The following is a 21,839-nucleotide window of genomic DNA, read 5'->3' as shown; positions in this document are numbered from 1 at the left end:
GGTCACGCGCGCCGCATCGGGCCGATGGCCGAGGCCGGTCCTAGGACCATGGGCGCGGTTCGTGTTCAGGAAACACACAGAACCCGTCCGGTAATGCGCCCCAATCCTTCATCTCCTGCTGTGACTTGAGTCACAGGGGCCATAATTTGTTGACCCTGTGTACCGGGTGCACAGCTCGCTGTGATTCAGTGGCGTCGACACTGCTAATGAACGTGCTGCTGCACGTGCGAAGCGAACCGATCCGAATACTGGAGTGCTGTCGACGTCTCGGGGAGAACTGGGCATGGAGACCGAGTCGGAGCCGTACGTCCGTCTTGCGACCCTGCGTCAGCTGCACGAAGTGATGGCGGACATGAACACCGCCCGCAGTCTGGCCGACACCCTGCAGACCGTCGCGGACGGAGTCGTGAGCGGGCTCGGCTACGAGCTGGCGTGCGTGAACCTCGTACGGCCCGACGGTGACCTGGTCGTCGCCGCCTTCGCAGGCAACTCCGCGGCCGAGGCGCTGATCACCGGACGCGTCGGCTCCCGCGCCGCCTGGGACCGCCGCCTCGCCATGGGCAAGCAGTGGGGCGAGCTGCGCTTCATCCCGCACACCGAGGGCTGGGTCCTCGACGAGGACGACGTGCCGCAGTGGTTCACCGCGGGACCGCCGCCCCGCTTCGAGGACGAGTGGCACCCCGCCGACCGCCTCTTCGCCCCGATGTACGCGACGGGCGCCTCCGGCGGCGAACTCCTCGGCGTGATCTCCGTCGACCGCCCGCGGGGCGGCCGCATCCCCGGCGCCTGGGGCCGCGAGGCCCTCCAGATGTACGCCTTCCAGGCCGCCATCGCGATCAGCAACGCGCGCCTGCGGTCCAATATGCAGCGCGCCCTGGTCCGCCTGGAGCGCGAGCAGCAGGCGCTGCGGGCCAGTGAGGAAAGCTTCCGGCAGGCCTTCGAGTACGCGCCCTCCGGGATGGCCATCGCCGAGATGGGCGGCGACCAGCACGGCCGGATCCTGCGCACCAACGACGCGCTGTGCCGGCTCCTCGGCCGCCCGGCGTCGGCCATGCGCCGCTACTCCTTCTCCGACCTCGTGCACCCCGAGGACATCGGCACCCTGCTGCGCACCTCCGCAGAGGGCGGCCGCGCGGAGCTGCGCCTCGCCCGCCGCGACGGCACGTACGTCTGGGTCAGCCTGCGCAACTCGGTGGTCGCCGACGCCGCCGACGGGCCGCGCTTCCTGCTCACCCACGTCGAGGACATCGAGGAGCGCAAGCGCCGCGAGCTGCACCTCGCCCACCGAGCCTCGCACGACTCGCTCACCGGCCTGCCGAACTCGGCGGAGCTGCGCGCCCGGCTCTCCGCCCGGCTGTGCCGCCGCCCCCAGGAGGCCGGCCTCAACGCCATCGACTCCCTCGACGCGGCCTACGGCGACCACCGCGGCGCTGCCGCCGCGGGCGACGACGGGGCCGGGATCGGCTACGACTTCGGGGCCCCCGTCCCGCACCAGTCGAACCTCTACGACGGGTTCGACGGCTTCGACCACCATGTGCACGTCGCCGCGCCCGAGCCCGACGCGGCCTCCGGCGCCGACAACGGCACGAAGGGCCTCGCCGTCCTCTTCTGCGACCTCGACGGCTTCAAGTCGATCAACGACAGGTTCGGGCACAACGCCGGCGACGCCGTCCTCATCGAGGTCGCCCGCCGGCTGACCAGCGTCGTACGCGACGGGGACACGGTCGCCCGGCTCGGCGGTGACGAGTTCGTGGTGCTCGCCGACGGGCTTGGCCGCGAGGACGCCCAGGACCTCGCCGTCAGGTTGCGGAACGCCATCATTCCGCCGATTCGGGTGGATGGCAGGGCCGTGCGGGTAGGGGCCAGTTTCGGTATCGGCTGGGCCCACTGCGGGATGACGGCAGAGGAAGTGCTGCAATCCGCTGACCAGCGCATGTACGTAGAGAAAAGATCACGTAGTAAGCAGCACAGGCGGGCCGGATAGCCCCTAGATTGGGCGCGGTTCCGCGGTCCCGGTGAGGTCAAGGCCACGCCGTGGGGTCACTCGCAGCGGGTACCCTCGCCGAGGTAAGCAACGTGTAGGGAGTGATCTGGGATGGCGCCCGGCAACAACAGCGGGAGCACCACGCCCGAGGACGACGACCCGTTCGGCTATCTGTACGCCGACGGGCAGGCGGCCGGGGCGACCCCGCCGGAGGGCGCGGGCGGCGGCTACGGCTACCCGAGCCCGCGGTCCTCCTACCGGGCCAATCAGATCCGTACGGTCGGCGAGCGCCAGTACGGGCAGACCCAGCCGACCCAGGCGTACCAGCAGCCGAACGCGCACTACCAGGCTCCTGAGACGATGCCCGGCGGCGTCCCCAGCCAGCCGGGCCCGCCGACGGCGCCCATGCGCGGTGGCGGTCGCGGTCGCGGGCCCAATACGAAGGCGCTCCTGATCGGCGCGGTCGCCGTCGTCGCGGCCGTCGTCATCGGCATCGGCGTCGCCATGCTCAGCAACGACTCGGGCGACGACAAGGGCGAGGCCGGCGGCAAGCCGTCCGGCGGCTCGCAGTCGGTGCAGCCGAGCGAGCAGCCCTCGAAGTCGGCGTCCGCCGCGGCGGTCGACCTGCCCAAGACCGACGCGAAGGCGTTGCAGCTCAGCGGTGGCACGGCCACCGCGTCCGACGTGCAGGGCGCGAAGGCGGACGGCGGGGTGTACGTCGCCGGGTTCAACAAGGTGGGCGCGAGCCTGACCTGGACCGTCAACGACATCCCGAAGGACGGCGCGTACAAGCTGCACGTCGACTACGGGGTGCCCGGCAAGGACTCCGACGCCACGATCGACGTGAACGGCACGAAGCAGTCGCGGCCGCTGAACATGAAGAACTTCGCCGGGGCCAAGGAAGGCGACTGGGCGAAGGGCTGGACCAACACGTGGGCCATCGTCCAGCTCACCAAGGGGACCAACGCGATTACGGTCTCCTGTGACCAGGGCAACAAATGCGACGCCAACTTCGACCGTATGTGGCTCACCCAGGGCGGTTAAGCCCCTGCGAAGCCGCTGCGGCTCGGGGAGTTACGCCGCGCCGACCCGTTCGGCGACTGCCACCCGGCCCACCAGGTCCTCGTACGTCGCCGCGTCGAACTCGCCGGCCACCGGGGACACCACCGTCGCAGCGGACAGCGCCACCGCGCGAGCGAGGCGCTGGGGCCACGGCAGGTGGTCGGCCTGGCCGGAGAGCAGACCCGCCACCACCGAGTCGCCCGCCCCCGTGGGGTTGCCGCGCAGCCGGCCGGGGGCAGGGGCGCGCCACTCGCCGTCCGCTGTGAGGGCGCACAGCCCCTCCGCGCCGAGCGAGGCGACCACCGCGTGCGCGCCGCGCCGCCGCGCGTCCTTCATGGCCTGCAACGGCTCGTGGGATCCGGTGAGTTCGGCCAGCTCGTCCGCGTTCGGCTTCACCAGGTCGGGGCGGGCCGCGACGCCGCGGCGCAGCGGTTCGCCGCTGGTGTCGAGGAGGACGGGCACCGAGGCGGCCCGCGCGGCCCGTACGAGCGTCGCGTAGGCGCCGACCGGGACGCCCGGCGGCAGGCTGCCGCACAGCGCCACCGCGGAGGCCGAGCGCAGCAGATCCGCGTACGCCTCCTGGAAGGCCGCCCACTCGGCGGGCGAGATCGTCGGGCCCGGCTCGTTGAGCTGCGTGGTGTCGCCGGTCGAGGCGTCGGCGACGGCGATCGTGCGGCGGGTCGCGCCGGAGACGGGAACCAGGGCGTCCGCGACGCCCGGGGTGCCGAGCAGCTGGTCCTGGAGCGTGCGGCCCGTCGCGCCGCCCACGAACCCGGTCACGGTCACCTCGTGACCGAGCGCGGCCAGCACCCGCGCCACGTTCAGCCCCTTGCCGCCCGGCCGTTCGGTGACCTCGGTGACGCGGTGCGTGGCGTGCGGGCGCAGCGACCGCACCCGGTACGTGATGTCGAGTGCGGTGTTCAGCGTGACCGTGAGGATCACAGGACCCCACCCCCCTTACGTACTTTCAGTAACGGGGCCCGATCATGCCAAAGTCAAGGCGGTTGGCCCAGGCCGCGGACCAACCGCCTTGTATCGGCCGGGAGTTACGGACGCACCAGCCACTCGCCCTTGCGCAGCACGCCCTTGACGTCGAACTCCGCGTCGAGGACCACCAGGTCGGCGTCCTTGCCGGGCTCCAGGGAGCCCACCTTGTCGTACAGGCCGAGGAGCGCGGCCGGGTTGGCCGAGATGGCGCGGACGACGTCCTCGACGGGCAGCTTGTCGATCGTCACGGCCCGCTTGAACGCCCGGTCGAGCGTCAGCGTCGAGCCCGCGATGGAGCCGCCCTCCACGAGCCGCGCCACGGAGTCCTTCACCTCGACCTCCAGCGGGCCGAGCATGTAGCGGCCGTCGCCGAACCCGGCGGCGTCCATCGCGTCGGTGATGAACGCGACCTTGTCCGCGCCCTTGTGATGGAACGCCAGCTCCAGGGCGGCCGGGTGCAGATGCGTGCCGTCGTTGATCAGCTCGACGGTGATCCGGTCGTCCTCCAGGAGCGCCGCGATCGGCCCCGGGTCGCGGTGGCCGAGGCCGGGCATCGCGTTGAACAGGTGCGTGGCGACCGTGGCGCCCGCGTCGATGGCCTCCACCGTCTGCTCGTACGTCGCGTCGGTGTGGCCGATCGCGGCGATGACGCCGTGCTCGGCGAGCAGGCGCACGGAGTCGATGCCGCCGGGCAGTTCGGTGGCGAGGGTGACCATCCTGGCCTGCCCGCGGGCGGCGTCGATGAGCTTGCGGACCTCGGCCGGGTCGGGGTCGCGGAGCAGCGTCTCGTCGTGGGCGCCCTTGCGGCACGGGGAGATGAACGGGCCCTCGAAGTGGATGCCCGCGATCTCGCCGTGCTCGGCCAGCTCGGAGAGCAGCCCCGCGCGCTGCACGAGGAAGTCCATGTCGCCGGTGACGAAGGACGGCACGATCGTGGTCGTTCCGTGCTGCTGGTGCGTGCGCACCCCGAGGAGGATCTCGTCGATGGCGCCCGAGGTGAAGGACGCGCCGCCGCCGCCGTGGTTGTGCATGTCGACGAAGCCGGGGACCACCCAGTGGCCGCTCAGGTCGATGGTCTCGGCGTCCTCCGGGGCCGCTCCGGCGATCTTCCTGCCGTCGACGATGACGCGGCCGTCGGTGACGGTCCCGGTGGGCAGCACCACCTTGGCGCCGGTGAGCACCTTTGCTTCTGTCATCAGGCGGTTACCTCCGTGTTGTCGACGGCGAGCAGGTCCCAGGCGAGCAGTCCCGCGCCCAGGCATCCGGCGCTGTCCCCGAGGACGGCCGGGACGATCGTGGGGAGCGCCTGGAAGGTGACGCGCTCCGCGACGGCCGCACGCAGGGGTGTGAACAAGGTTTCCCCGGCCTCGGCGAGCCCGCCACCGATGATGAGCGTGCGGGGGTCCAGCAGAGTGAGCGCGAGCACGAGCCCGTCGGCGAGCGCGTCCACCGCGTCCTGCCAGACCCGGACCGCCTTCGGGTCGCCCGCGTCGACGGCCTTCGCGCAGTCCGCCGCGGTCGCCTTCTCGTCGCCGCTCGCCTCCTGCCAGGCCAGGGTGACCGCGGACGCGGACGCGTACCGCTCCAGGCAGCCGCGCTGACCGCAGCCGCAGGCCACGCCGCCGGGGCGGACGACGACATGGCCGATCTCGCCGGCGGAGCCGTGCGCGCCGGGCTCGATGCGTCCGTCGATGCCGATGGCGCCCGCGATCCCGGTGCCGAGCGGCAGGAACAGGAACCGGTCGGCGTCCTTGCCCGCCCCGAGCCGCCCCTCGCCGAGCCCCCCGGTGCGCACGTCGTGGCCGAGCGCCACGGGAATGCCGCCGAGCCGCTCGCTGAGCAGGGACCGCATGGGGACGTCGCGCCAGCCGAGGTTGGCCGCGAACAGGGCGATACCGGCGCTCTCGTCCACGACGCCGGGCACCGCGACCCCGGCGGCGCCCGCGGGTTCGCCGAGGTTCCGCTCGCCGTACGCGCGCAGCTCGGCGGCGAAGTCGAGGATCGACTCGACGACCGCGTCGGCGCCGCGCTCGCGCTGGGTCGCCCGGCGCGCCTGGTGCAGCAGATTGCCGTCGGCCCCGACCAGGGCGGCCTTCATCCCGGTGCCGCCCACGTCCAGGGCGATGACATGTTTCACGGGGGACAGTCTCGCGCGTCCACCCTTGAGAGGTCTAGTCCAGTCGCGCCTCGTTTCCGCTCCGGCGCCCATGTGGTGTAGACCTTCCGGGGGACCATGGGACAGGCCTGTGGCACGAGGGACACAGTTGGAGTGCGGCAGTGCGCAAGGGGAGGACGGCTCTGACCGTGGCGGCCGCGCTCGGGGTGGTGGCCGCGTCGTCGCTGCTCACCGCCTGTGGGAGCAGCGACTCGGACGATGTCACGCTGAAACTGGTCGCGGCCGACTACGGCGACTCCAGCGCCAACGGCTCCCAGAAGTACTGGGACGACCTCGCCGCCGCCTTCGAGAAGCAGCACCCGAACATCAAGGTAGACGTCGACGTCTACTCCTGGGACGTCGTCGACAAGAAGGTCAAGGACATGGTCGCCGCGGGCCACGCGCCCGACATGGCACAGATCGGCGCGTACGCCGACTACGCGGCGGCGGGCAAGCTCTACTCCGTCGACAAGCTGCTCTCCGTGCCGGTCCAGGCCGATTTCGTCGGCCAGATGAGCCAGGCGGGCGAGATCAAGGGCGCGCAGTACGGCATGCCGTTCGCCGCGTCCACGCGCCGCCTCTTCTACAACAAGAAGCTCTTCAAGCAGGCCGGCATCACGCCGCCGAAGACCTGGGCCGACCTCGTGTCCGACGCCAAGGCGCTCAAGGCGCAGGGCGTGCGCTACCCCTTCGCGCTGCCGCTCGGCACGGAAGAGGCGCAGGCCGAGACGCTGATCTGGATGCTCAGCAACGGCGGCGGCTACACCGACAACGTCGGCGGCTACGCACTCGACGACAAGAAGAACGTCGAGGCCATGTCCTGGCTGAAGAACAACCTGGTCACCAAGGGACTCACCGGCCCGACCGCCCCCGCCGAGCTCAACCGCACGCCCGCCTTCCAGGCCTTCGCCAAGGGCCAGGTCGGCATGCTCTCCGGCCACCCCACGCTGATGAACATGGCCAAGGCGAAGGGCGTCGACTACGGCGACGTGGCGATCCCGGGACCCGACGGCACGCCCAGGTCCACGATGGGCGTCACCGACTGGATGATGGCGTTCAAGCAGGGCGGTCACCCCAAGGAGACCGGGGCGTTCCTCGACTACGTCTACAGCAAGAAGAACGTTCTCGACTTCTCCCGCAAGTACACCGTCGCGCCGGTCACGGTCTCCGCGTCGACCGCCATGACGTCCTCGGCCAAGGACAAGGCGCTGCGCCCGTTCATCGACGAACTCGCGGGCGCCACGTACTACCCGGCCAACAAGACGTCCTGGCCCCAGGTCAGCGCCGAGATCAAGAAGCAGATCGGTTCCACCGTCACGCCGCAGGGCAGCGCGGCGGGCACCCTCGGCGCGATCCAGAACGACGCGGCGGCCGCGGAGTCCGCCGAGTAGCGTGACGGCCATGGAACCTCTCGGCGACCGCGAGTGCGCGGTGCTCACGTTCGAGGGCCGCGGGTGGCCCTCGCCGGGCGCCAAGGAGCGTGCGATCCGCGAGGAACTCGACCTGGCGCCGGTCCGCTACTACCAGCTCCTCAACGCACTCCTGGACGACCCCCGGGCCCTGGAATTCGCTCCGGTGACCGTCAATCGCTTGAGGCGCGTCCGGGACGCGAGACGCGCGGAACGCTGACCGTCGGTGCGAGCGGCACCTCGGTCGGCATCATCAAGCCCCTGCGGCGATTGAGCAGCGGGGTCCGGGGCGGAGCCCCGGGAGCGCAACCCCGGCTATCGTCAATCGCATGGCCAGCCATGAGCACGCACCACGGACAACCGCCGGCCGCGACGGCCTGGCCAAGATCATCTCCCGCCCCGAGCGGAGCGTGATCGCCATCGACTTCGACGGCACCCTCGCCCCCATCGTCCCCGACCCCGACCAGGCCCGCGCCCACCCGGCCGCCGTACCGGCCCTCGCGGCGCTGGCCCCCAAGGTCGCCTCCGTCGCGGTGATCACCGGCCGCCCCGCGAGCGTCGCGGTCCGGCACGGTGGCTTCGCGGGGGTACCCGGACTCGAACACCTCGTCGTCCTCGGGCACTACGGCGCCGAACGCTGGGACGCCGTCACCGGCACGGTCAGCGCCCCCGCCCCGCACCCGGGCGTGGCCACCGTGCGGGCGGAACTCCCCGGTGTTCTGGGCGAGTTGGGCCTGTGGCGCGACACGTACATCGAGGAGAAGGGGCGCGCCGTCGCCGTCCACACGCGCCGCGCGCACGACCCGCAGGCCGCCTTCGAGACCCTCCGCGAACCCCTGTCGGAACTCGCCGCCCGGCACGGCCTGATCGTGGAGCCGGGCCGCCTGGTCCTCGAACTGCGCCCGCCCGGCGTCGACAAGGGCGTGGCGCTCACCGAGTACGTACGGGAGGTCGGCGCGGAGTCCGTCCTCTACGCGGGCGACGACCTCGGCGACCTCCCGGCCTTCGCGGCGGTCGAGAAGCTGCGCTCGGACGGGCTGCCGGGCCTCCTGGTGGCGGCGGACACGGTCGTCCCCGAACTCGCCGACAGGGCCGACCTGTTGGTGGAGGGCCCCGCCGAACTCGCCGAGTTCCTCTCAGCTCTGGCGCAGCGCCTCTAGCTGGTCGAGGAACCACGCCCCCGGCGGCAGCGCCGTCGCCGCGGCGGCGAGCCGCTTCGTACGCTCCGCCCGCTCGTCCCGCGGCATGGCGAGCGCCTCCGCGAGGGCCCGCGAAGTACCGCTCACGTCATAGGGGTTGACGGTCAGCGCGTCCTCGGCCAGCTCCTCGTACGCCCCCGCCTCCCGCGAGAGCACCAGCGCGCACCCGTCGTCGGAGACGACCGGCACCTCCTTGGCGACCAGGTTCATGCCGTCCCGGATCGGATTCACCAGCGCCACGTCGGCGAGCCGGTACGCGGCCAGGGAGCGGGCGAAGTCGTCCTTCACGTGGAGCACGACCGGCGTCCAACCCTCCGTACCGAAGCGGGCGTTGATCGACTCGGCGACCCGCTCCACCTCGTCCGTGTAGTCCCGGTAGACGGCCAGGTCCTGCCGCGACGGGTAGGCGAACGCGACGTGCACGACCCGCTCCCGCCACTCGGGCCGCTCATCGAGGAGCAGCTCGTAGGCACGCAGCCCCCGCACGATGTTCTTCGACAGCTCGGTGCGGTCCACCCGCACGATCACCTTGCGGTCCTCGCCGATCTGCGCGCGCAGCGCCGTCAGCCGCTCCTCCACGTCGTCGCGGTGCGCCCGCTCGCGCAGGAAGTCCGCGTCGGCGCCGAGCCCGTGCACCCCGATCCGGGTCCCGGACGTGCCGCCGACGAGATGCGTACAGCAGTCGGTGAAGGCGTCCGCCCAGCGCCGCGTCAGGAACGCACAGCGGTCCGCGCCGAGCATGCCCCTCAGGACCTGATCGGCGATGTCGTCGGGCAGCATCCGGAAGTAGTCGACGGGCGCCCATGGGGTGTGCGAGAAGTGCCCGATCCTCAGGTCTTCCCTCAGCTCCCGCAGCATCCCCGGCACCAGCGTCAGGTGGTAGTCCTGCACGACCACCGTCGCGCCCGGCGCCGCCTCCTCGGCGAGCGCCTCGGCGAAGGCCCGGTTGTACGCCTCGTAGGACGCCCACTGCCTGCGGAACTCCGGGCCGAACGATGGCTCCAGAGGCGTCTGGTACAGCATGTGGTGCACGAACCACAGCACGGAGTTCGCGATCCCGTTGTACGCGTCCGTGTGCACGCCCGCGTCGATGTCCAGCATCCGCACCCCGGGCTCGGTGACCCCGCGGCGCACCGCCTCACGGTCGCCCTCGCTCAGCGCCGAGCACACCCACAGCTTGTCCTCGACGACGCTCAGCGCCGACACCAGACCGCCTCCGCCGCGCTTCGCCCCGATCCCGCCCGCGTCGTCGACGACGTACGAGACGGGGCCGCGGTTGGACGCGACGAGAACCTCAGCAGCACCATGCGTCGTGGAACTCATACGGGCACGCTAGCCCGGCCCGGAAACGTTCAAACGTAAGGCCGGGCCCCGGCGGGGCCCGGCCGTATACGACGACTGCGGTGGGGTCAGTGCTTGCGGCCGCGGACCGCGGCGAGGATCAGCGCGCCGAGCCCGCACAGCGTGACGGCGAGCCCGCCGTACAGCGGCAGATTCGAGTCGGAGCCGGTCTCGGCCATCTCGCCGGAGCTCGGCGGGTTCGGCGGGGTGGGCCGGGCCTGCGGGCTCTGGCTGCCCGTCGACGGGGTCGACGAGGGCTCAGTGGTCTGCTCACCCGGCTGCTCGGTCGGGCTCGGGCTCGAGGGCGGCGTCGGCGAGGGGCTGGTCGGCGACGGCGCCTGTGCCGCCTGCTGGATGACGGGCGCGATGCCGCACCGCGCGTCGGTGGAGCCCTCCTCGCAGTTGGTGCGCGGGGTGTCCGCGGTGACGCTGTTCGTGAGCTTGCCGTCGCCGCTCACCGGGTCGTTGACCTTCACGGAGTACGTGACGGTCGCGGTCCGTCCGGCCGGGATGTCACCGGTGAAGTCGACCTTCGGCTCGGTGTAGTCGACGTCGCCGATGCTCGCCTTGGCGTCGTTGTTGTACGTCGCGTCGTCGAGGTTCTCGGTGAGGTCGTCGGTGAACTTGGCGTTGGGGTACGGCAGCCGGCTGACGTTCTTCGCCTTCACCGTGTACGTCACCGTGTCACCGGGCTTCACCTTCGCCGGGCTCGCCGTCTTGGTGATCTCCAGGTCGGGCACCGGGACGGACAGGGCGAGCGCCGAGGGGACGTAGGTGTCGCCCTTGGTGGAGAAGTCCAGGGTGGTGGAGGTCGAACCGACCGGGATCGGCTCGGACCCGGCGGCCCTCGTGGAGCCGCTGCCCGTGACGTCGAACTCCTTCGCGTCGATGCTCAGGTTGTTGATCATCTTCGGGTCGAGGGCGCCGTCGTCCTCGGAGATGAAGAAGTTGTTGGTGTTGCCGGTGTGCGCCTCGGTGATGTTCTGCCCGCCGACCGCGAACTTGTCGCCCGGCGTGTTCCAGTCGCCCTCGTACGCGGTCACGCTGGCCCGCGGTGTGCCCGAGGTCCGGTAGAAGCCGTCGACGGTGACCCGGGTCGCCGGGGACGTGGAGCGCTGAAGGACGTGGCCGCCGTAGATGTAGACGTTGCGGCGGTCCGGCGCGTATTTGCGGTTCGGGGCGTCGTACTTGTAGACGACGGTCATCGACCAGCCGGCCACGCAGCCCTTGCCGGTGGGTGCCCAGATGTCGCCGACGGAGACCGGGACCGGGGTGCTGCTGCCTGTGACCCCGCTGAACAGGTCCGTGACGTCGGCCTCGCCCGTGTAGTAGTGCGGGCCGTTCGTGGAGCCGGGGTCCTTGACCAGGTTCCGGGGGGAGACCTTGGTCGGTGCCGCGCCGTTCACGCCGACCGAGGGGACCGCGTCCAGCGGGTCGCCGGGCGAGGGGTCCACGTCGGCACCGGAGATGTCGCAGCGCTTCATCTGCGCGCCGCTCGGACCCTTGTACGTGCCGTCGTTGCCGCCGTAGAAGAGGCGGGCGTAGGCGACCTCGGCGCCCGGCGGGACGGTGACCCGGCCGGTGCTGGAGCCGTAGCCTGCCGTCGTCCCTGCGGTGTTGATCCGCTGCATGACGAACGTGTTGTTGTTGTCCTTGCCCTGGCCGCTCGCGGCGACGGCGCAGCGCGAGGCCATGTCCGCGTCGTCCGTCGGGCAGCCCATGACCGTGTTGCCGATGGTCTTGAAGTCGCCGTAGATCGATTCGTCGTAGCGCTGGGCGAAGGGGGAGACCACGTCCGCGGCGGCGGGGCTCGGGGCGAGGCCCGTCAGGCAGGCGGCGAGGGCGGCGGTGACGGCGCAGGCCGCCTTGCCCTGAAGTTGTTTAAGCGACATAAAGGGCAATTTAGGCAAAACATACGATTATGCGGCGTTTATGCCACGCGACGCTCCGCATACTCACCGATTTCGATCATCGGCGGACGCTCCTCCGTGTCGACGGCGTGGGTACGCGGCTCGAAGCCGCCCTCGCCGCGCTCGAACTGGGTGAGCACCGGCCTGATCAGGTGCCCGCGCGCGAGGCGCAGCTGGGCGGTGCGGTAGATCGCCGCCGCCATCCTGCCGAGCGCCTGCCCGTCCTGGTGCCGGTGCTTGCGCACGCCGACGTCGACCTGGGCGAGCGCGTCCAGGCCCACGGTGTGCAGCGCGTCCACGAGCAGGCCGAGCTCCACGCCGTAGCCGACGGGGAACGGGAGCCGTTCGAGCAGCGAGCGCCGGGCCGCGTACTCGCCGCCCAACGGCTGGACGAATCCGGCCAGTTGGGGCCAGTGCAGATTGAGGATCGGCCGCGCCATCAGCTCGGTCACCCGGCCCCCCTGACCGGCGGCCCCGGCCAGCGGACGGTCGTACATCGCCTTCACGAAGTCCACGCCCGGCTCGGTCAGCAGCGGCCCGACGATCCCGGAGACGAAGTCCGCGGAGAACTCCTTCAGATCGGCGTCGACGAAGCACACGATGTCACCGGAAGTGACGAACAGGGAGCGCCACAGCACCTCGCCCTTGCCGGGCCTGACCGGAACGCGCGGCAGGATCGTGTCCCGGTGCTCGACGCGCGCGCCGGCCGCCGCGGCGACCTCCGAGGTGCGGTCGGTGGAGCCGGAGTCGATCACGACGAGTTCGTCGACGAGCGGCACCGCGTCGGTCATCAGCGCGCGCCGTATCTCGGCGACGATCTCGCCGACCGTCTCCTGTTCGTTCAGCGCGGGCAGTACGACACTCACCGTCTGACCCGACGCGCGTTTGGCGGCGATCAGCTGGTGCAAGGGATGGTCGGCCACGGCCCAGGAGCGCCTGCTCAGCCAGCGCTCGACCTCTTCCAGCACGGTCTGGGTTCCTTCCGTAAAGACCGTCGTACGGATCCGGATGTGATCCATCTCGCGGTTCGGACGACTATCTCAAGGGTCCGGGCCGTCGGTTACAGTCTTGAACAAGGCCGGTGACCATCGCATGTCGGGGGTCGCCTGCCGGTCACAACTGAATTCACACAACCGAATACCGCTCATCCAGAGGGGCAGAGGGATACGGCCCGTTGAAGCCCCGGCAACCCTCCAGCCGGTCTCGTCACGACAAGTCACCGTCGACGTCGCGAGGCTCCCGGCTAGTGAAGGTGCCAAATCCGTCTCGTGGCGAGATGCGTCGCGAGGAAGATGAGGAGAAAGGGCCTCGCCTCTCATGGCTGTACAGACTGTCGCCACCGAAACCACCGCCACCGTGGACCTGGGCCCCGCGTCCGGCCTCTCCTGCCGCGAGTGCGGCGCCGTCGTCCCGCTCGGCCCCGTCTTCGCCTGCGCCGAGTGTTTCGGTCCGCTCGAAGTCGCATACGACCTGCCCGTGGGCGACCCCGAGGCGCTCCGCAAGCAGATCGAGTCCGGCCCCGCCAACATCTGGCGCTACGCCCCGCTGCTGCCCGTCCCGGCCGACGTCGCCGAGAAGCCGAACCTGAACCCCGGCTGGACCAAGCTCGTCAAGGCCGACAACCTCGGCCGTGAACTGGGCGTCGCCGAGGGCAAGTTGTTCGTCAAGGACGACTCCGGCAACCCGACGCACTCCTTCAAGGACCGCGTCGTCGCGCAGGCCATCGAGGCCGCCCGCGCCTTCGGCTTCACCACCCTCTCCTGCTCCTCCACCGGCAACCTGGCCGGCGCCGTCGGCGCCGCCGCCGCCCGCGCCGGCTTCCGGTCCTGCGTGTTCATCCCGCACGACCTGGAGCAGGGCAAGGTCGTCATGGCCGGTGTCTACGGCGGTGACCTCGTCGCCATCGAGGGCAACTACGACGACGTGAACCGCTTCTGCTCCGAGCTCATCGGCGACCCGCTGGGCGAGGGCTGGGGCTTCGTGAACGTCAACCTGCGCCCGTACTACGGCGAGGGCTCCAAGACGCTCGCGTACGAGATCTGCGAGCAGCTCGGCTGGCAGCTCCCGGACCAGCTGGTCATCCCGATCGCGTCCGGCTCCCAGTTCACGAAGATCGACAAGGGCCTGAAGGAGCTGATCAAGCTCGGCCTCGTCGAGGACAAGCCCTACAAGCTCTTCGGCGCCCAGGCCGAGGGCTGCTCCCCGGTCTCCGTCGCCTACAAGGGCGGCCACGACGTGGTCCGCCCGCAGAAGCCGACGACCATCGCCAAGTCCCTCGCCATCGGCAACCCGGCGGACGGCCCGTACGTCCTCGACATCGCGCGCCGCACGGGTGGCGCGGTGGAGGACGTGAACGACGAGCAGGTCGTCGACGCGATCAAGCTGCTCGCGCGCACGGAGGGCATCTTCGCCGAGACGGCGGGCGGTGTGACGCTGGGCGTCACGAAGAAGCTCATCGAGGCGGGCCAGATCGACCCGTCGCTGACCACGGTGGTCCTGAACACCGGTGACGGGCTCAAGACGCTCGACGCGGTTGCCGATTCCTCGCAGGCCACCGCCACCATCCGGCCGAGCCTGGACGCGTTCCGCGAGGCCGGCCTCGCCGCCGATCTCTGAGTCCGACCGACACTTGTAGCAACAGGAGTTACCGCCATGAGCGTCAACGTTCGTATCCCCACCATCCTGCGCACCTACACCGGCGGGCAGTCCGAGGTCGCCGCCGAGGGCGCCACCCTCGCCGACGTCATCGCCGACCTCGAGAAGAACCACACCGGCATCGCCGCCCGCGTCCTCGACGACCAGGGCAAGCTGCGCCGCTTCGTGAACGTCTACGTGAACGACGACGACGTCCGCTTCGAGCAGGGCCTCGAGACGGCGACGCCGGACGGTGCAGGGGTCTCGATCATCCCGGCCGTCGCAGGTGGCTGATCTTTAGCGGGTCCGCACAGAGTCAACCGAGTTGCCCCCTCCGTGAGAGAAACGGAGGGGGCAATTCTGCATGGTTGAGCACGGTACAGTTGGGGAAGCTGCTGCGTTTCCCCGCGCGGTGCATGACGGGCGCATATGAGTTCTCGCCCGCGGCCCGACAAGAAGTAGCCAAAGTGCCCCGCCCTTTCGGGCCTTTTACGGCATTTACGCGGCCCGAGTTGCCCTGGGATCCGGTGAGTTGGCCCGGTTTCCCCGATCTGACGTGCCCAGAATTCTCGTCCGACTGACCTGTTGCAGACGGCAGTTGGGCAGATACATTCAGCCGCGGTCGACGCGTTCCGGCGCACACCCCCATATCCCATGGGGCGTGAGGTCTGACCCGGGTCCGCGAAGTGCGGTCCCGCGCAAGGGCCAGTAATAGGGGAGTTAGGCATGGCTCAGGGCACCGTCAAGTGGTTCAACGCGGAGAAGGGGTACGGCTTCATCGCGGTCGACGGTGGTGCGGATGTTTTCGTCCACTACAGCGCGATTCAGATGGACGGCTACCGCACCCTCGAAGAGGGGCAGCGGGTCGAGTTCGAGATCTCGCAGGGCCAGAAGGGGCCGCAGGCCGACATGGTCCGCGTGGCCGCCGGCTGAACGCGCGCGTCAGACTGCAAGCTTGTACGTCGCACGTCGTGGAGGGCCCGCCTCCCGGGAGACCGGGGGACGGGCCCTTCGTGCTGCCCGCGCTCACCTGCGGATCTGGGACAGGCGCTTGCACTCGCATGGGTCGAGTGCTAATCATTGGGCTTAGCACTCTCCCAGTGAGAGTGACAAAACTTGGATCGGGTCGGTGAGGTCCGCAGGCCGGGTGGGGCAAGGAACCACAAGGCGTGCAGGCCGTCCGTCGCGGGCACCAGCACGGTCCGTTTGCGTAATCCACCCCGTCCGGGAGGACCACTTCACATGGCCAAGATCATCGCGTTCGACGAGGAGGCACGGCGCGGCCTCGAGCGCGGCATGAACCAGCTCGCCGACGCCGTCAAGGTGACCCTGGGCCCCAAGGGTCGCAACGTCGTCCTCGAGAAGAAGTGGGGCGCCCCCACGATCACCAACGATGGTGTGTCCATCGCCAAGGAGATCGAGCTCGAGGACCCGTACGAGAAGATCGGCGCCGAGCTGGTCAAGGAGGTCGCGAAGAAGACGGACGACGTCGCCGGTGACGGCACGACGACCGCGACCGTCCTGGCCCAGGCGCTCGTTCGCGAAGGCCTTCGCAACGTAGCCGCCGGCGCCAACCCGATGGCCCTCAAGCGCGGCATCGAGCGCGCCACCGAGGCCGTCTCCGCCGCCCTGCTCGAGCAGGCCAAGGAGGTGGAGACCAAGGAGCAGATCGCCTCCACCGCCTCCATCTCGGCCGCCGACACCCAGATCGGCGAGCTCATCGCCGAGGCCATGGACAAGGTCGGCAAGGAAGGCGTCATCACCGTCGAGGAGTCCCAGACCTTCGGTCTGGAGCTCGAGCTCACCGAGGGTATGCGCTTCGACAAGGGCTACATCTCGGCGTACTTCGCCACCGACATGGAGCGTATGGAGGCCTCGCTCGAGGACCCGTACATCCTGATCGTCAACTCGAAGATCGGCAACGTGAAGGACCTCCTTCCGCTGCTCGAGAAGGTCATGCAGTCCGGCAAGCCGCTGCTGATCATCGCCGAGGACGTCGAGGGCGAGGCCCTGTCGACCCTGGTCGTCAACAAGATCCGTGGCACCTTCAAGTCCGTCGCCGTCAAGGCCCCGGGCTTCGGTGACCGCCGCAAGGCCATGCTCGGTGACATCGCCATCCTCACGGGCGGCACCGTCATCTCCGAGGAGGTCGGCCTCAAGCTGGAGAACGCCGGTCTCGACCTGCTCGGCCGCGCCCGCAAGGTCGTCATCACCAAGGACGAGACCACGATCGTCGACGGCTCCGGTGAGAGCGACCAGGTCCAGGGTCGCGTCAACCAGATCCGTGCCGAGATCGAGAACAGCGACTCGGACTACGACCGCGAGAAGCTCCAGGAGCGCCTCGCCAAGCTCGCCGGCGGCGTGGCCGTCATCAAGGCGGGCGCGGCCACCGAGGTCGAGCTCAAGGAGCGCAAGCACCGCATCGAGGACGCCGTTCGCAACGCGAAGGCGGCCGTCGAGGAGGGCATCGTCGCCGGTGGTGGCGTCGCCCTGCTGCAGGCCTCCGCGGTCTTCGAGAAGCTGGAGCTCGAGGGTGACGAGGCGACCGGCGCCAACGCCGTGAAGCTCGCGCTCGAGGCCCCGCTCAAGCAGATCGCCGTCAACGGTGGTCTCGAGGGTGGCGTCGTCGTGGAGAAGGTGCGCAACCTGACCGTCGGTCACGGTCTGAACGCCGCCACGGGTGACTACGTCGACATGATCGCCGAGGGCATCATCGACCCGGCGAAGGTGACGCGTTCCGCCCTGCAGAACGCCGCGTCGATCGCCGCGCTGTTCCTCACCACCGAGGCCGTTATCGCCGACAAGCCGGAGAAGGCGGGCGCTGCGCCGGCCGGTGGCGGCATGCCCGGCGGTGACATGGACTTCTGAGCCGTCTCGGTTCAGCCCGTCCGTAACCCCGAGGGCGGCACCGACTCTTCGCGAGTCGGTGCCGCCCTCGGGCGTTTCCGTGCGCTCACCCGTGGTCGATGCCTCGGGGCCCGCCCCGGACCCCGCGCCTCAATCGCCGGCGGGGCTTGAAAGAGCGAGGCTTGAATGGGCTGGGTTGGTCAGGCGGTCTTGACGGAGCCACCGTCGATGAGGTGGTCGGTGCCCGTCGTCGCGGCGGCGAGCGGGGACGCCAGATACGGCCCGACGCCGACCTGGACTGGGCGCGAACCGTGTATTACGCCCTCATCCACGAGGCCGCGATTCAGTCCCCGGAGACCGACGCCGCCGTGGACGCCCTGGCCACGCGAGTCGTGGATACGTTGCTGCACGGCGTGGGCACGCCGGCGTCCGGCTGACGCGGGTGGGCGTCAGGCGTAGTCCTTGAGCCTCTCGGTTTCGAGGGTGATGGTGACCGGGGCGGGGAGGCGGACCGTCGCTCCGTAGTGGTACGGGCGGCGGTTCTGGTAGACGTTGTCGCGGTCGACGAGGAGGTAGACGGGGATGTCCGCGTACGCGTAGGCGCGGGGCTTCTCCTGGCGGTCGTGGCGGTCGGCGTCGCGGTCCTTGGAGGTGACTTCGACAGCCATGAGGACGCCGTCGGGGGAGGCCCACTCGTCCTGTCCGGCGAAGTAGCCGATGGGGGCGAGAGCGCCGTCCGGTTTGATGCAGCCCTTTCTGTACGTGTCGATCCGTAGACCCTGCTCCGGATAGAGGGCCAGTTCGGGGCGCTGCATCATGCACTGGCGGATCAGCCACATGGTGATCTCTCCGTGGTCGCCGTCCGGCACGGGCTTGACCTCTAGCTTTCCGTTGAGGAGTTCCAAGGTCACCGTCTCGGGGGCGACGCGGGCCAGTTCCTCGAAGTCCTCGACGTCGATGGGGCCGTGCTTCACGAGCAGCCGTCCGTTCAGGAATTCGAGCTTGTTGCGCAGCGTCTCCGGAGCCTTTCGGTTCAGCTCCTCGAAGTCCTCGATGCTCATCTGAGGGCGGTCGGCGGTGCCAGGGGTCATGGGTGTGCCTCCTCGCCTCCATCGTGCCCCGGATGTACGGGTCCGGATCGTCGGCGCGGTCATACGCGTGCCCTTTCGGGGCGCGGGAGCATCGCCGCGCGGATCTCCGCGACGCGGGTGCGGACGGCTTCCGGGGTGAGGATGCCTGGGGGTGGGGAGGCGGGGCGGGTGCCGTTGCACGGGGTGCAGAAGCCGCCCGGCAGGGCTTCGGGGCGGCCGGGAGCTCGGCATTTCGCGCACTCGATGAGGCGGAGGACCGGGCGATTCACCGGTGGTGGGGGTGGCGGGGGAAGTTTGTCGGTCAGGCGGCGGAGCAGGAGTGCGGCCGGGCTGTGTACGGGTGTGGGGAGGCCGGCCGTCAGGGCGTGCAGCAGGGTTTCCTCGGTGGCGTTCCGCTCGAACCAGCGCTCCACCTCCGGTGCGAGCCGGTCGCATTCGGCGGCGGACAGGGCCAGCGACGGCGCCGTGCGGCCGAGGGCGGTGAGGAGGAGCAGTGCGCGGCTGCGGGTGGGGCGTGGAGGTGGTTCTTCGGGCGGCGCGTCCCGGCCCGTCTCCGGTACGTCGCCCCTCACGAATGCCGTCCACCACGCGTCGCCCCGCGCCGTGCGGGAGAACCAGGTGCGGGTGACCCAGCGTGCGCTCCCGGAGCCCTGTACGTGTTCGCGGCCGCGTCTCAAGTGACCGGCCCGGTGCAGGTTGTTGAGGGCGGTGCGCATCGCCGCCTGGCCGTACGGGAGGTGGTTGGCGAGCGTCTTCACCGAGATGTCCGAGCCGTCGGGCAGCCGGTCGATGTATCCGGCGATGTACGCCTCGCGGGCGGGAAGGTCCGCGAAGTCGGCCCTGGTTCGGGGGAGTTGGTCCGGCGCGGACCGCTTGCCGTAGCCCGGGTTCGCTTCGGGGTGGGGCGGGGTGGGCGATGCTGGGTGCGTCGGGGCGGGGGCGGCACTAGAGTTGGCGTCAGCCACGGGATCTCCTTGGGTGAGATCTTGATGGATAGGCCCCCGCATTGGTGTTACCGCACCGGCGGGGGCCGTTCGTATATCGGGCACGCTAGAGCGCGATTACCCTCCGTGGCAAGCCGGTGCCAGAAAGTGTCGGGTATTAGCGGACGTGCTCGTCGGCTTCGCCAACTCGCAGGGAGGGAGGGTGGGTTGAGACCCATCTCCCGATCCTTGAAAGCAGGGCTCGCGGCTCGGGGCTTGAGCCTCGGGGCGTTGGCTACGGGGTGCGGCGCAGGTCGGCGATGAACGCGGACCAGGCCGCCGCCCGGAGCACGAGCTTCGGGCCGGTGGGGTTCTTGGAGTCCCGGATGGGGACGATGCCCGTCACGGGCGTGTGGGTGTCGGCGACTTCGAGGCAGTTGTTGCCCTCGCCGCCGCTGTAGTTGGACTTGCGCCAGCTCCGGGCGGCGTCGTCGTCCGGGGCGTACTCAGGGGTGTGGTTCCTCATGGGCGTAATCCTGCGCCACGGAGTCGAGCAGAGCCAGGGACTGTTTCGGCGTGAGCGCGTTGGCCCTGAGCAGGTCGTAGGACAGTTGGTGGCGGGTGACGGTGGCCGGATCGTCCAACAGGCGTCCTGTTGCGGGGGCTTCGATCAGGGTGAGTGGCGGTGCGTCCTCGAAGTACATGAGCTTGAGTGATCCGTGCAGCGACGCGTGGCCGCCCGCCGCGAACGGGAGGACCTGGACAACTGCCCGGCGTCTGCGGACCAGGTCGGCGATGTGGCGCAGGTTCGCGGCGATCACCGCGGGGCCACCGACCGGTCGGCGCAGGGCCGCCTCGTCCAGGACCGCCCACAACAACGGGGTTGTTGGATTGTCGAAGAGGCGGGCGCGCTCGACGCGGGCCGACAAAAGCTTGTCGATCACTTCGTCCGGTGCCGTGGGCTGGTAGTCGAGGAATACCGCGCGGGCGTAGTCCGGTGTCTGGAGGAGTCCGGGGATGAGCATCGCCCCGTACTCCATGATCGTGGTGGCCAGCGCCTCCGCCTCGGCGGCTTCGGCGAAGTGCTCCGGGTGCTTCGACCTGTTCGCCTTTTCGCAGTTGCGGGCGAAGAAGCCGCCCGTCTTCAGCTCCTCGTCCAGGCGCACCGCCATGTCCGGCAGGATGCGCCGCGTGCCCGCCTCCATCTGGCCCATGTACGAGCCGCTGACGAACAGCAGCTCACCCAGGGACTGTTGGGTCAGGCCCGCTCTCTCGCGGGCGTGGCGGAGTTCTTCGCCGATCATCACGCGGCGCGACGACGGGTCGAGGTCCTTCGGTCCGGTCACGTGCATCAACTCCCGGTCCAGCAGCGGCGTCTGTTGGGCCGCTGCCCCTGGTCAGCGTAGAGCCGGGCCGGTCACCCTGAGTGGCGAAAGCGGAACTCGGAGTGGAGGAGTGCGTGATGGCGGTGCGGAGCGCGGAGCGGTTGCGGGTGGTCGAGGAGGTCGTCGCTCAACTGCGGGTGGAGACGGGGGTGTTGGGCATCGTGCTGCCGTCGCTGAGGGTCGACCCGGTGTCGGCCGCGGGCGAGGTCGGGTATCCGCTCGTCGACCTCGGATGCGTGAACTTCGATACGGCGATGCGGATCGTCGCCGTACTGCACGAGGGGCGGCGCGGCGCCTGAGCGGTCAGGCCGAGGACTGTTCGGAGAAGCTCTGCCAGGTGTCGCGGCCCGCGCGTGTGGCGCTGGCCGCCGCTGCCTGGGCCTGGTGGAAGGCGCGGGTGGCCAGCTCGGACGGGGGGACGTCCCAGGAGCCGGTCCAGGTGCGGCCCGCGCGGGCCAGTTCGTAGACGAGGACGCCGACGCCCGCCATCGCGGTGAGGGTGCCGACGCCGGTGAGGACCGCCCCGGCGGTCAGGCGGCGCCGGTCCGGGCGGAACTCGGTCCAGGAGATCTTCGAAAGGGTGCTGTCAGCCATGCGCTCAGGATGCGGGAGGGCCGGGCCGGGCGCACGTGGAGCGGTGACCAGTGGGTGACACGGCTCGTTGGGTGGGCATGACGAACAGCTTGCGTGTGCGGGTGACGGCGACCGTTCTGGCGGCGGGAGCGCTGGTGGGAGCAGGGGCTTCCGCGGCCTCCGCCGATCATGATCCGGTGCCGGAGGACTCGGGCACCGTGATCATGTCGGACGAGGAGTGGGAGGCGGCGCAGGCGCTGGGTGCGCTGACGGGGGTGCTGCGGCCGGGTGTGTACTACACCGGGTCCTACGAGCCGCTCCACTAGTCCGTACGTACGC

Annotated in this window: 23 protein-coding genes and 1 riboswitch; of the genes, 12 read left to right on the top strand and 11 right to left on the bottom strand. The window is 70.2% G+C overall.

Translation table 11 applies throughout. The features are described from left to right. The first annotated feature begins 283 nt into the window (after positions 1–283). Together cdgB and ACP4E5_RS21485 are read left to right on the top strand one after the other, a co-directional pair. A complete protein-coding gene (gene cdgB / locus ACP4E5_RS21490) occupies positions 284–1,984 on the top strand; it encodes a diguanylate cyclase CdgB (protein WP_425831098.1) in 1,701 nt (566 codons plus the stop codon). Between the two features lie 111 nt (positions 1,985–2,095). Next, entirely contained in the window at positions 2,096–3,028 is a 933-nt protein-coding gene (locus tag ACP4E5_RS21485; RefSeq protein WP_425831096.1) for a carbohydrate-binding protein, read from the top strand. Between the two features lie 30 nt (positions 3,029–3,058). On the opposite strand, the gene ACP4E5_RS21480 is transcribed toward ACP4E5_RS21485, so the two are convergent. The 3 genes from ACP4E5_RS21480 to ACP4E5_RS21470 all read right to left on the bottom strand — a co-directional run bounded on the left by ACP4E5_RS21480 (position 3,059) and on the right by ACP4E5_RS21470 (position 6,170). Then, on the bottom strand, positions 3,059–3,988 hold the full coding sequence (locus ACP4E5_RS21480; protein WP_425831094.1) for a 1-phosphofructokinase family hexose kinase: 930 nt from the start codon (positions 3,986–3,988) through the stop codon (positions 3,059–3,061). A gap of 104 nt (positions 3,989–4,092) precedes the next feature. Continuing rightward, positions 4,093–5,229 (bottom strand): N-acetylglucosamine-6-phosphate deacetylase, encoded by a 1,137-nt coding sequence (gene nagA / locus ACP4E5_RS21475; RefSeq protein ID WP_425831092.1) that lies wholly within the window; start codon positions 5,227–5,229, stop codon positions 4,093–4,095. Then, positions 5,229–6,170, bottom strand: a complete 942-nt coding sequence (locus tag ACP4E5_RS21470; RefSeq protein WP_425831090.1) for an ROK family protein — start codon at positions 6,168–6,170, stop codon at positions 5,229–5,231. The genes nagA and ACP4E5_RS21470 overlap by 1 nt, the downstream gene beginning before the upstream one ends. A gap of 140 nt (positions 6,171–6,310) precedes the next feature. Between ACP4E5_RS21470 and ACP4E5_RS21465 the strand changes: the two genes are divergently transcribed. The 3 genes from ACP4E5_RS21465 to otsB all read left to right on the top strand — a co-directional run bounded on the left by ACP4E5_RS21465 (position 6,311) and on the right by otsB (position 8,757). Continuing rightward, positions 6,311–7,579 carry an ABC transporter substrate-binding protein gene (locus ACP4E5_RS21465; protein WP_425831088.1) on the top strand — a complete coding sequence of 423 codons (1,269 nt, stop codon included), beginning with the start codon at positions 6,311–6,313 and terminating at the stop codon, positions 7,577–7,579. Between the two features lie 10 nt (positions 7,580–7,589). After that, positions 7,590–7,817 carry a DUF3263 domain-containing protein gene (locus ACP4E5_RS21460; protein ID WP_425831086.1) on the top strand — a complete coding sequence of 76 codons (228 nt, stop codon included), beginning with the start codon at positions 7,590–7,592 and terminating at the stop codon, positions 7,815–7,817. Positions 7,818–7,926: 109 nt separating this feature from the next. After that, positions 7,927–8,757 (top strand): trehalose-phosphatase, encoded by an 831-nt coding sequence (gene otsB / locus ACP4E5_RS21455; RefSeq protein WP_425831084.1) that lies wholly within the window; start codon positions 7,927–7,929, stop codon positions 8,755–8,757. On the opposite strand, the gene ACP4E5_RS21450 is transcribed toward otsB, so the two are convergent. The 3 genes from ACP4E5_RS21450 to ACP4E5_RS21440 form a co-directional block, all read right to left on the bottom strand. Continuing rightward, positions 8,734–10,119: an alpha,alpha-trehalose-phosphate synthase (UDP-forming) gene (locus ACP4E5_RS21450; protein ID WP_425831082.1), complete on the bottom strand. Its 1,386-nt coding sequence runs from the start codon at positions 10,117–10,119 to the stop codon at positions 8,734–8,736. The genes otsB and ACP4E5_RS21450 overlap by 24 nt on opposite strands. Positions 10,120–10,205: 86 nt before the next feature. Further along, positions 10,206–12,029: an isopeptide-forming domain-containing fimbrial protein gene (locus ACP4E5_RS21445; RefSeq protein WP_425831080.1), complete on the bottom strand. Its 1,824-nt coding sequence runs from the start codon at positions 12,027–12,029 to the stop codon at positions 10,206–10,208. 38 nt (positions 12,030–12,067) lie between these two features. Then, entirely contained in the window at positions 12,068–13,015 is a 948-nt protein-coding gene (locus tag ACP4E5_RS21440) for a glucosyl-3-phosphoglycerate synthase (RefSeq protein ID WP_425831078.1), read from the bottom strand. A gap of 173 nt (positions 13,016–13,188) precedes the next feature. Further along, a riboswitch (SAM riboswitch) is annotated at positions 13,189–13,346 on the top strand. 18 nt (positions 13,347–13,364) lie between these two features. Between ACP4E5_RS21440 and thrC the strand changes: the two genes are divergently transcribed. From thrC to ACP4E5_RS21415, 5 genes are all read left to right on the top strand, one after another. Beyond that, positions 13,365–14,663, top strand: a complete 1,299-nt coding sequence (gene thrC / locus ACP4E5_RS21435; protein ID WP_425831076.1) for a threonine synthase — start codon at positions 13,365–13,367, stop codon at positions 14,661–14,663. Between the two features lie 36 nt (positions 14,664–14,699). Next, a complete protein-coding gene (locus ACP4E5_RS21430) occupies positions 14,700–14,975 on the top strand; it encodes a ubiquitin-like small modifier protein 1 (protein ID WP_326018284.1) in 276 nt (91 codons plus the stop codon). A 432-nt stretch (positions 14,976–15,407) separates the two neighbouring features. Continuing rightward, positions 15,408–15,614 (top strand): cold-shock protein, encoded by a 207-nt coding sequence (locus ACP4E5_RS21425; protein WP_030576453.1) that lies wholly within the window; start codon positions 15,408–15,410, stop codon positions 15,612–15,614. Between the two features lie 309 nt (positions 15,615–15,923). Then, complete coding sequence (gene groL / locus ACP4E5_RS21420; RefSeq protein WP_266712587.1) at positions 15,924–17,549, top strand: chaperonin GroEL; 1,626 nt, start codon at positions 15,924–15,926, stop codon at positions 17,547–17,549. 212 nt (positions 17,550–17,761) lie between these two features. Beyond that, positions 17,762–17,965 carry a hypothetical protein gene (locus ACP4E5_RS21415; RefSeq protein ID WP_425831073.1) on the top strand — a complete coding sequence of 68 codons (204 nt, stop codon included), beginning with the start codon at positions 17,762–17,764 and terminating at the stop codon, positions 17,963–17,965. Between the two features lie 12 nt (positions 17,966–17,977). On the opposite strand, the gene ACP4E5_RS21410 is transcribed toward ACP4E5_RS21415, so the two are convergent. The 4 genes from ACP4E5_RS21410 to ACP4E5_RS21395 form a co-directional block, all read right to left on the bottom strand. Next, positions 17,978–18,619 (bottom strand): Uma2 family endonuclease, encoded by a 642-nt coding sequence (locus ACP4E5_RS21410; protein WP_425831071.1) that lies wholly within the window; start codon positions 18,617–18,619, stop codon positions 17,978–17,980. Positions 18,620–18,678: 59 nt separating this feature from the next. Beyond that, entirely contained in the window at positions 18,679–19,584 is a 906-nt protein-coding gene (locus tag ACP4E5_RS21405; protein ID WP_425831069.1) for a hypothetical protein, read from the bottom strand. A gap of 253 nt (positions 19,585–19,837) precedes the next feature. Next, entirely contained in the window at positions 19,838–20,068 is a 231-nt protein-coding gene (locus ACP4E5_RS21400) for a DUF397 domain-containing protein (RefSeq protein WP_425831067.1), read from the bottom strand. After that, positions 20,049–20,888, bottom strand: coding sequence for a helix-turn-helix domain-containing protein (locus ACP4E5_RS21395; RefSeq protein WP_425831065.1), 840 nt, complete (start codon positions 20,886–20,888; stop codon positions 20,049–20,051). The genes ACP4E5_RS21400 and ACP4E5_RS21395 overlap by 20 nt, the downstream gene beginning before the upstream one ends. 116 nt (positions 20,889–21,004) lie before the next feature. On the opposite strand from ACP4E5_RS21395, the gene ACP4E5_RS21390 reads away from it, so the two are divergent. Next, the gene (locus ACP4E5_RS21390) at positions 21,005–21,226 is read left to right on the top strand and encodes a hypothetical protein (RefSeq protein ID WP_425831063.1); all 222 of its coding nucleotides are present in this window, start codon (positions 21,005–21,007) and stop codon (positions 21,224–21,226) included. A gap of 4 nt (positions 21,227–21,230) precedes the next feature. On the opposite strand, the gene ACP4E5_RS21385 is transcribed toward ACP4E5_RS21390, so the two are convergent. Then, a complete protein-coding gene (locus tag ACP4E5_RS21385) occupies positions 21,231–21,521 on the bottom strand; it encodes a hypothetical protein (protein ID WP_425831061.1) in 291 nt (96 codons plus the stop codon). Positions 21,522–21,598: 77 nt separating this feature from the next. On the opposite strand from ACP4E5_RS21385, the gene ACP4E5_RS21380 reads away from it, so the two are divergent. Then, positions 21,599–21,826 (top strand): hypothetical protein, encoded by a 228-nt coding sequence (locus ACP4E5_RS21380; protein ID WP_425831059.1) that lies wholly within the window; start codon positions 21,599–21,601, stop codon positions 21,824–21,826. Positions 21,827–21,839 lie beyond the last annotated feature (13 nt).

Source organism: Streptomyces fractus (genome assembly GCF_049844455.1).
Taxonomy (GTDB): Bacteria; Actinomycetota; Actinomycetes; order Streptomycetales; family Streptomycetaceae; genus Streptomyces; species Streptomyces fractus.
This window is presented reverse-complemented; position numbering and strand designations above follow the sequence as displayed.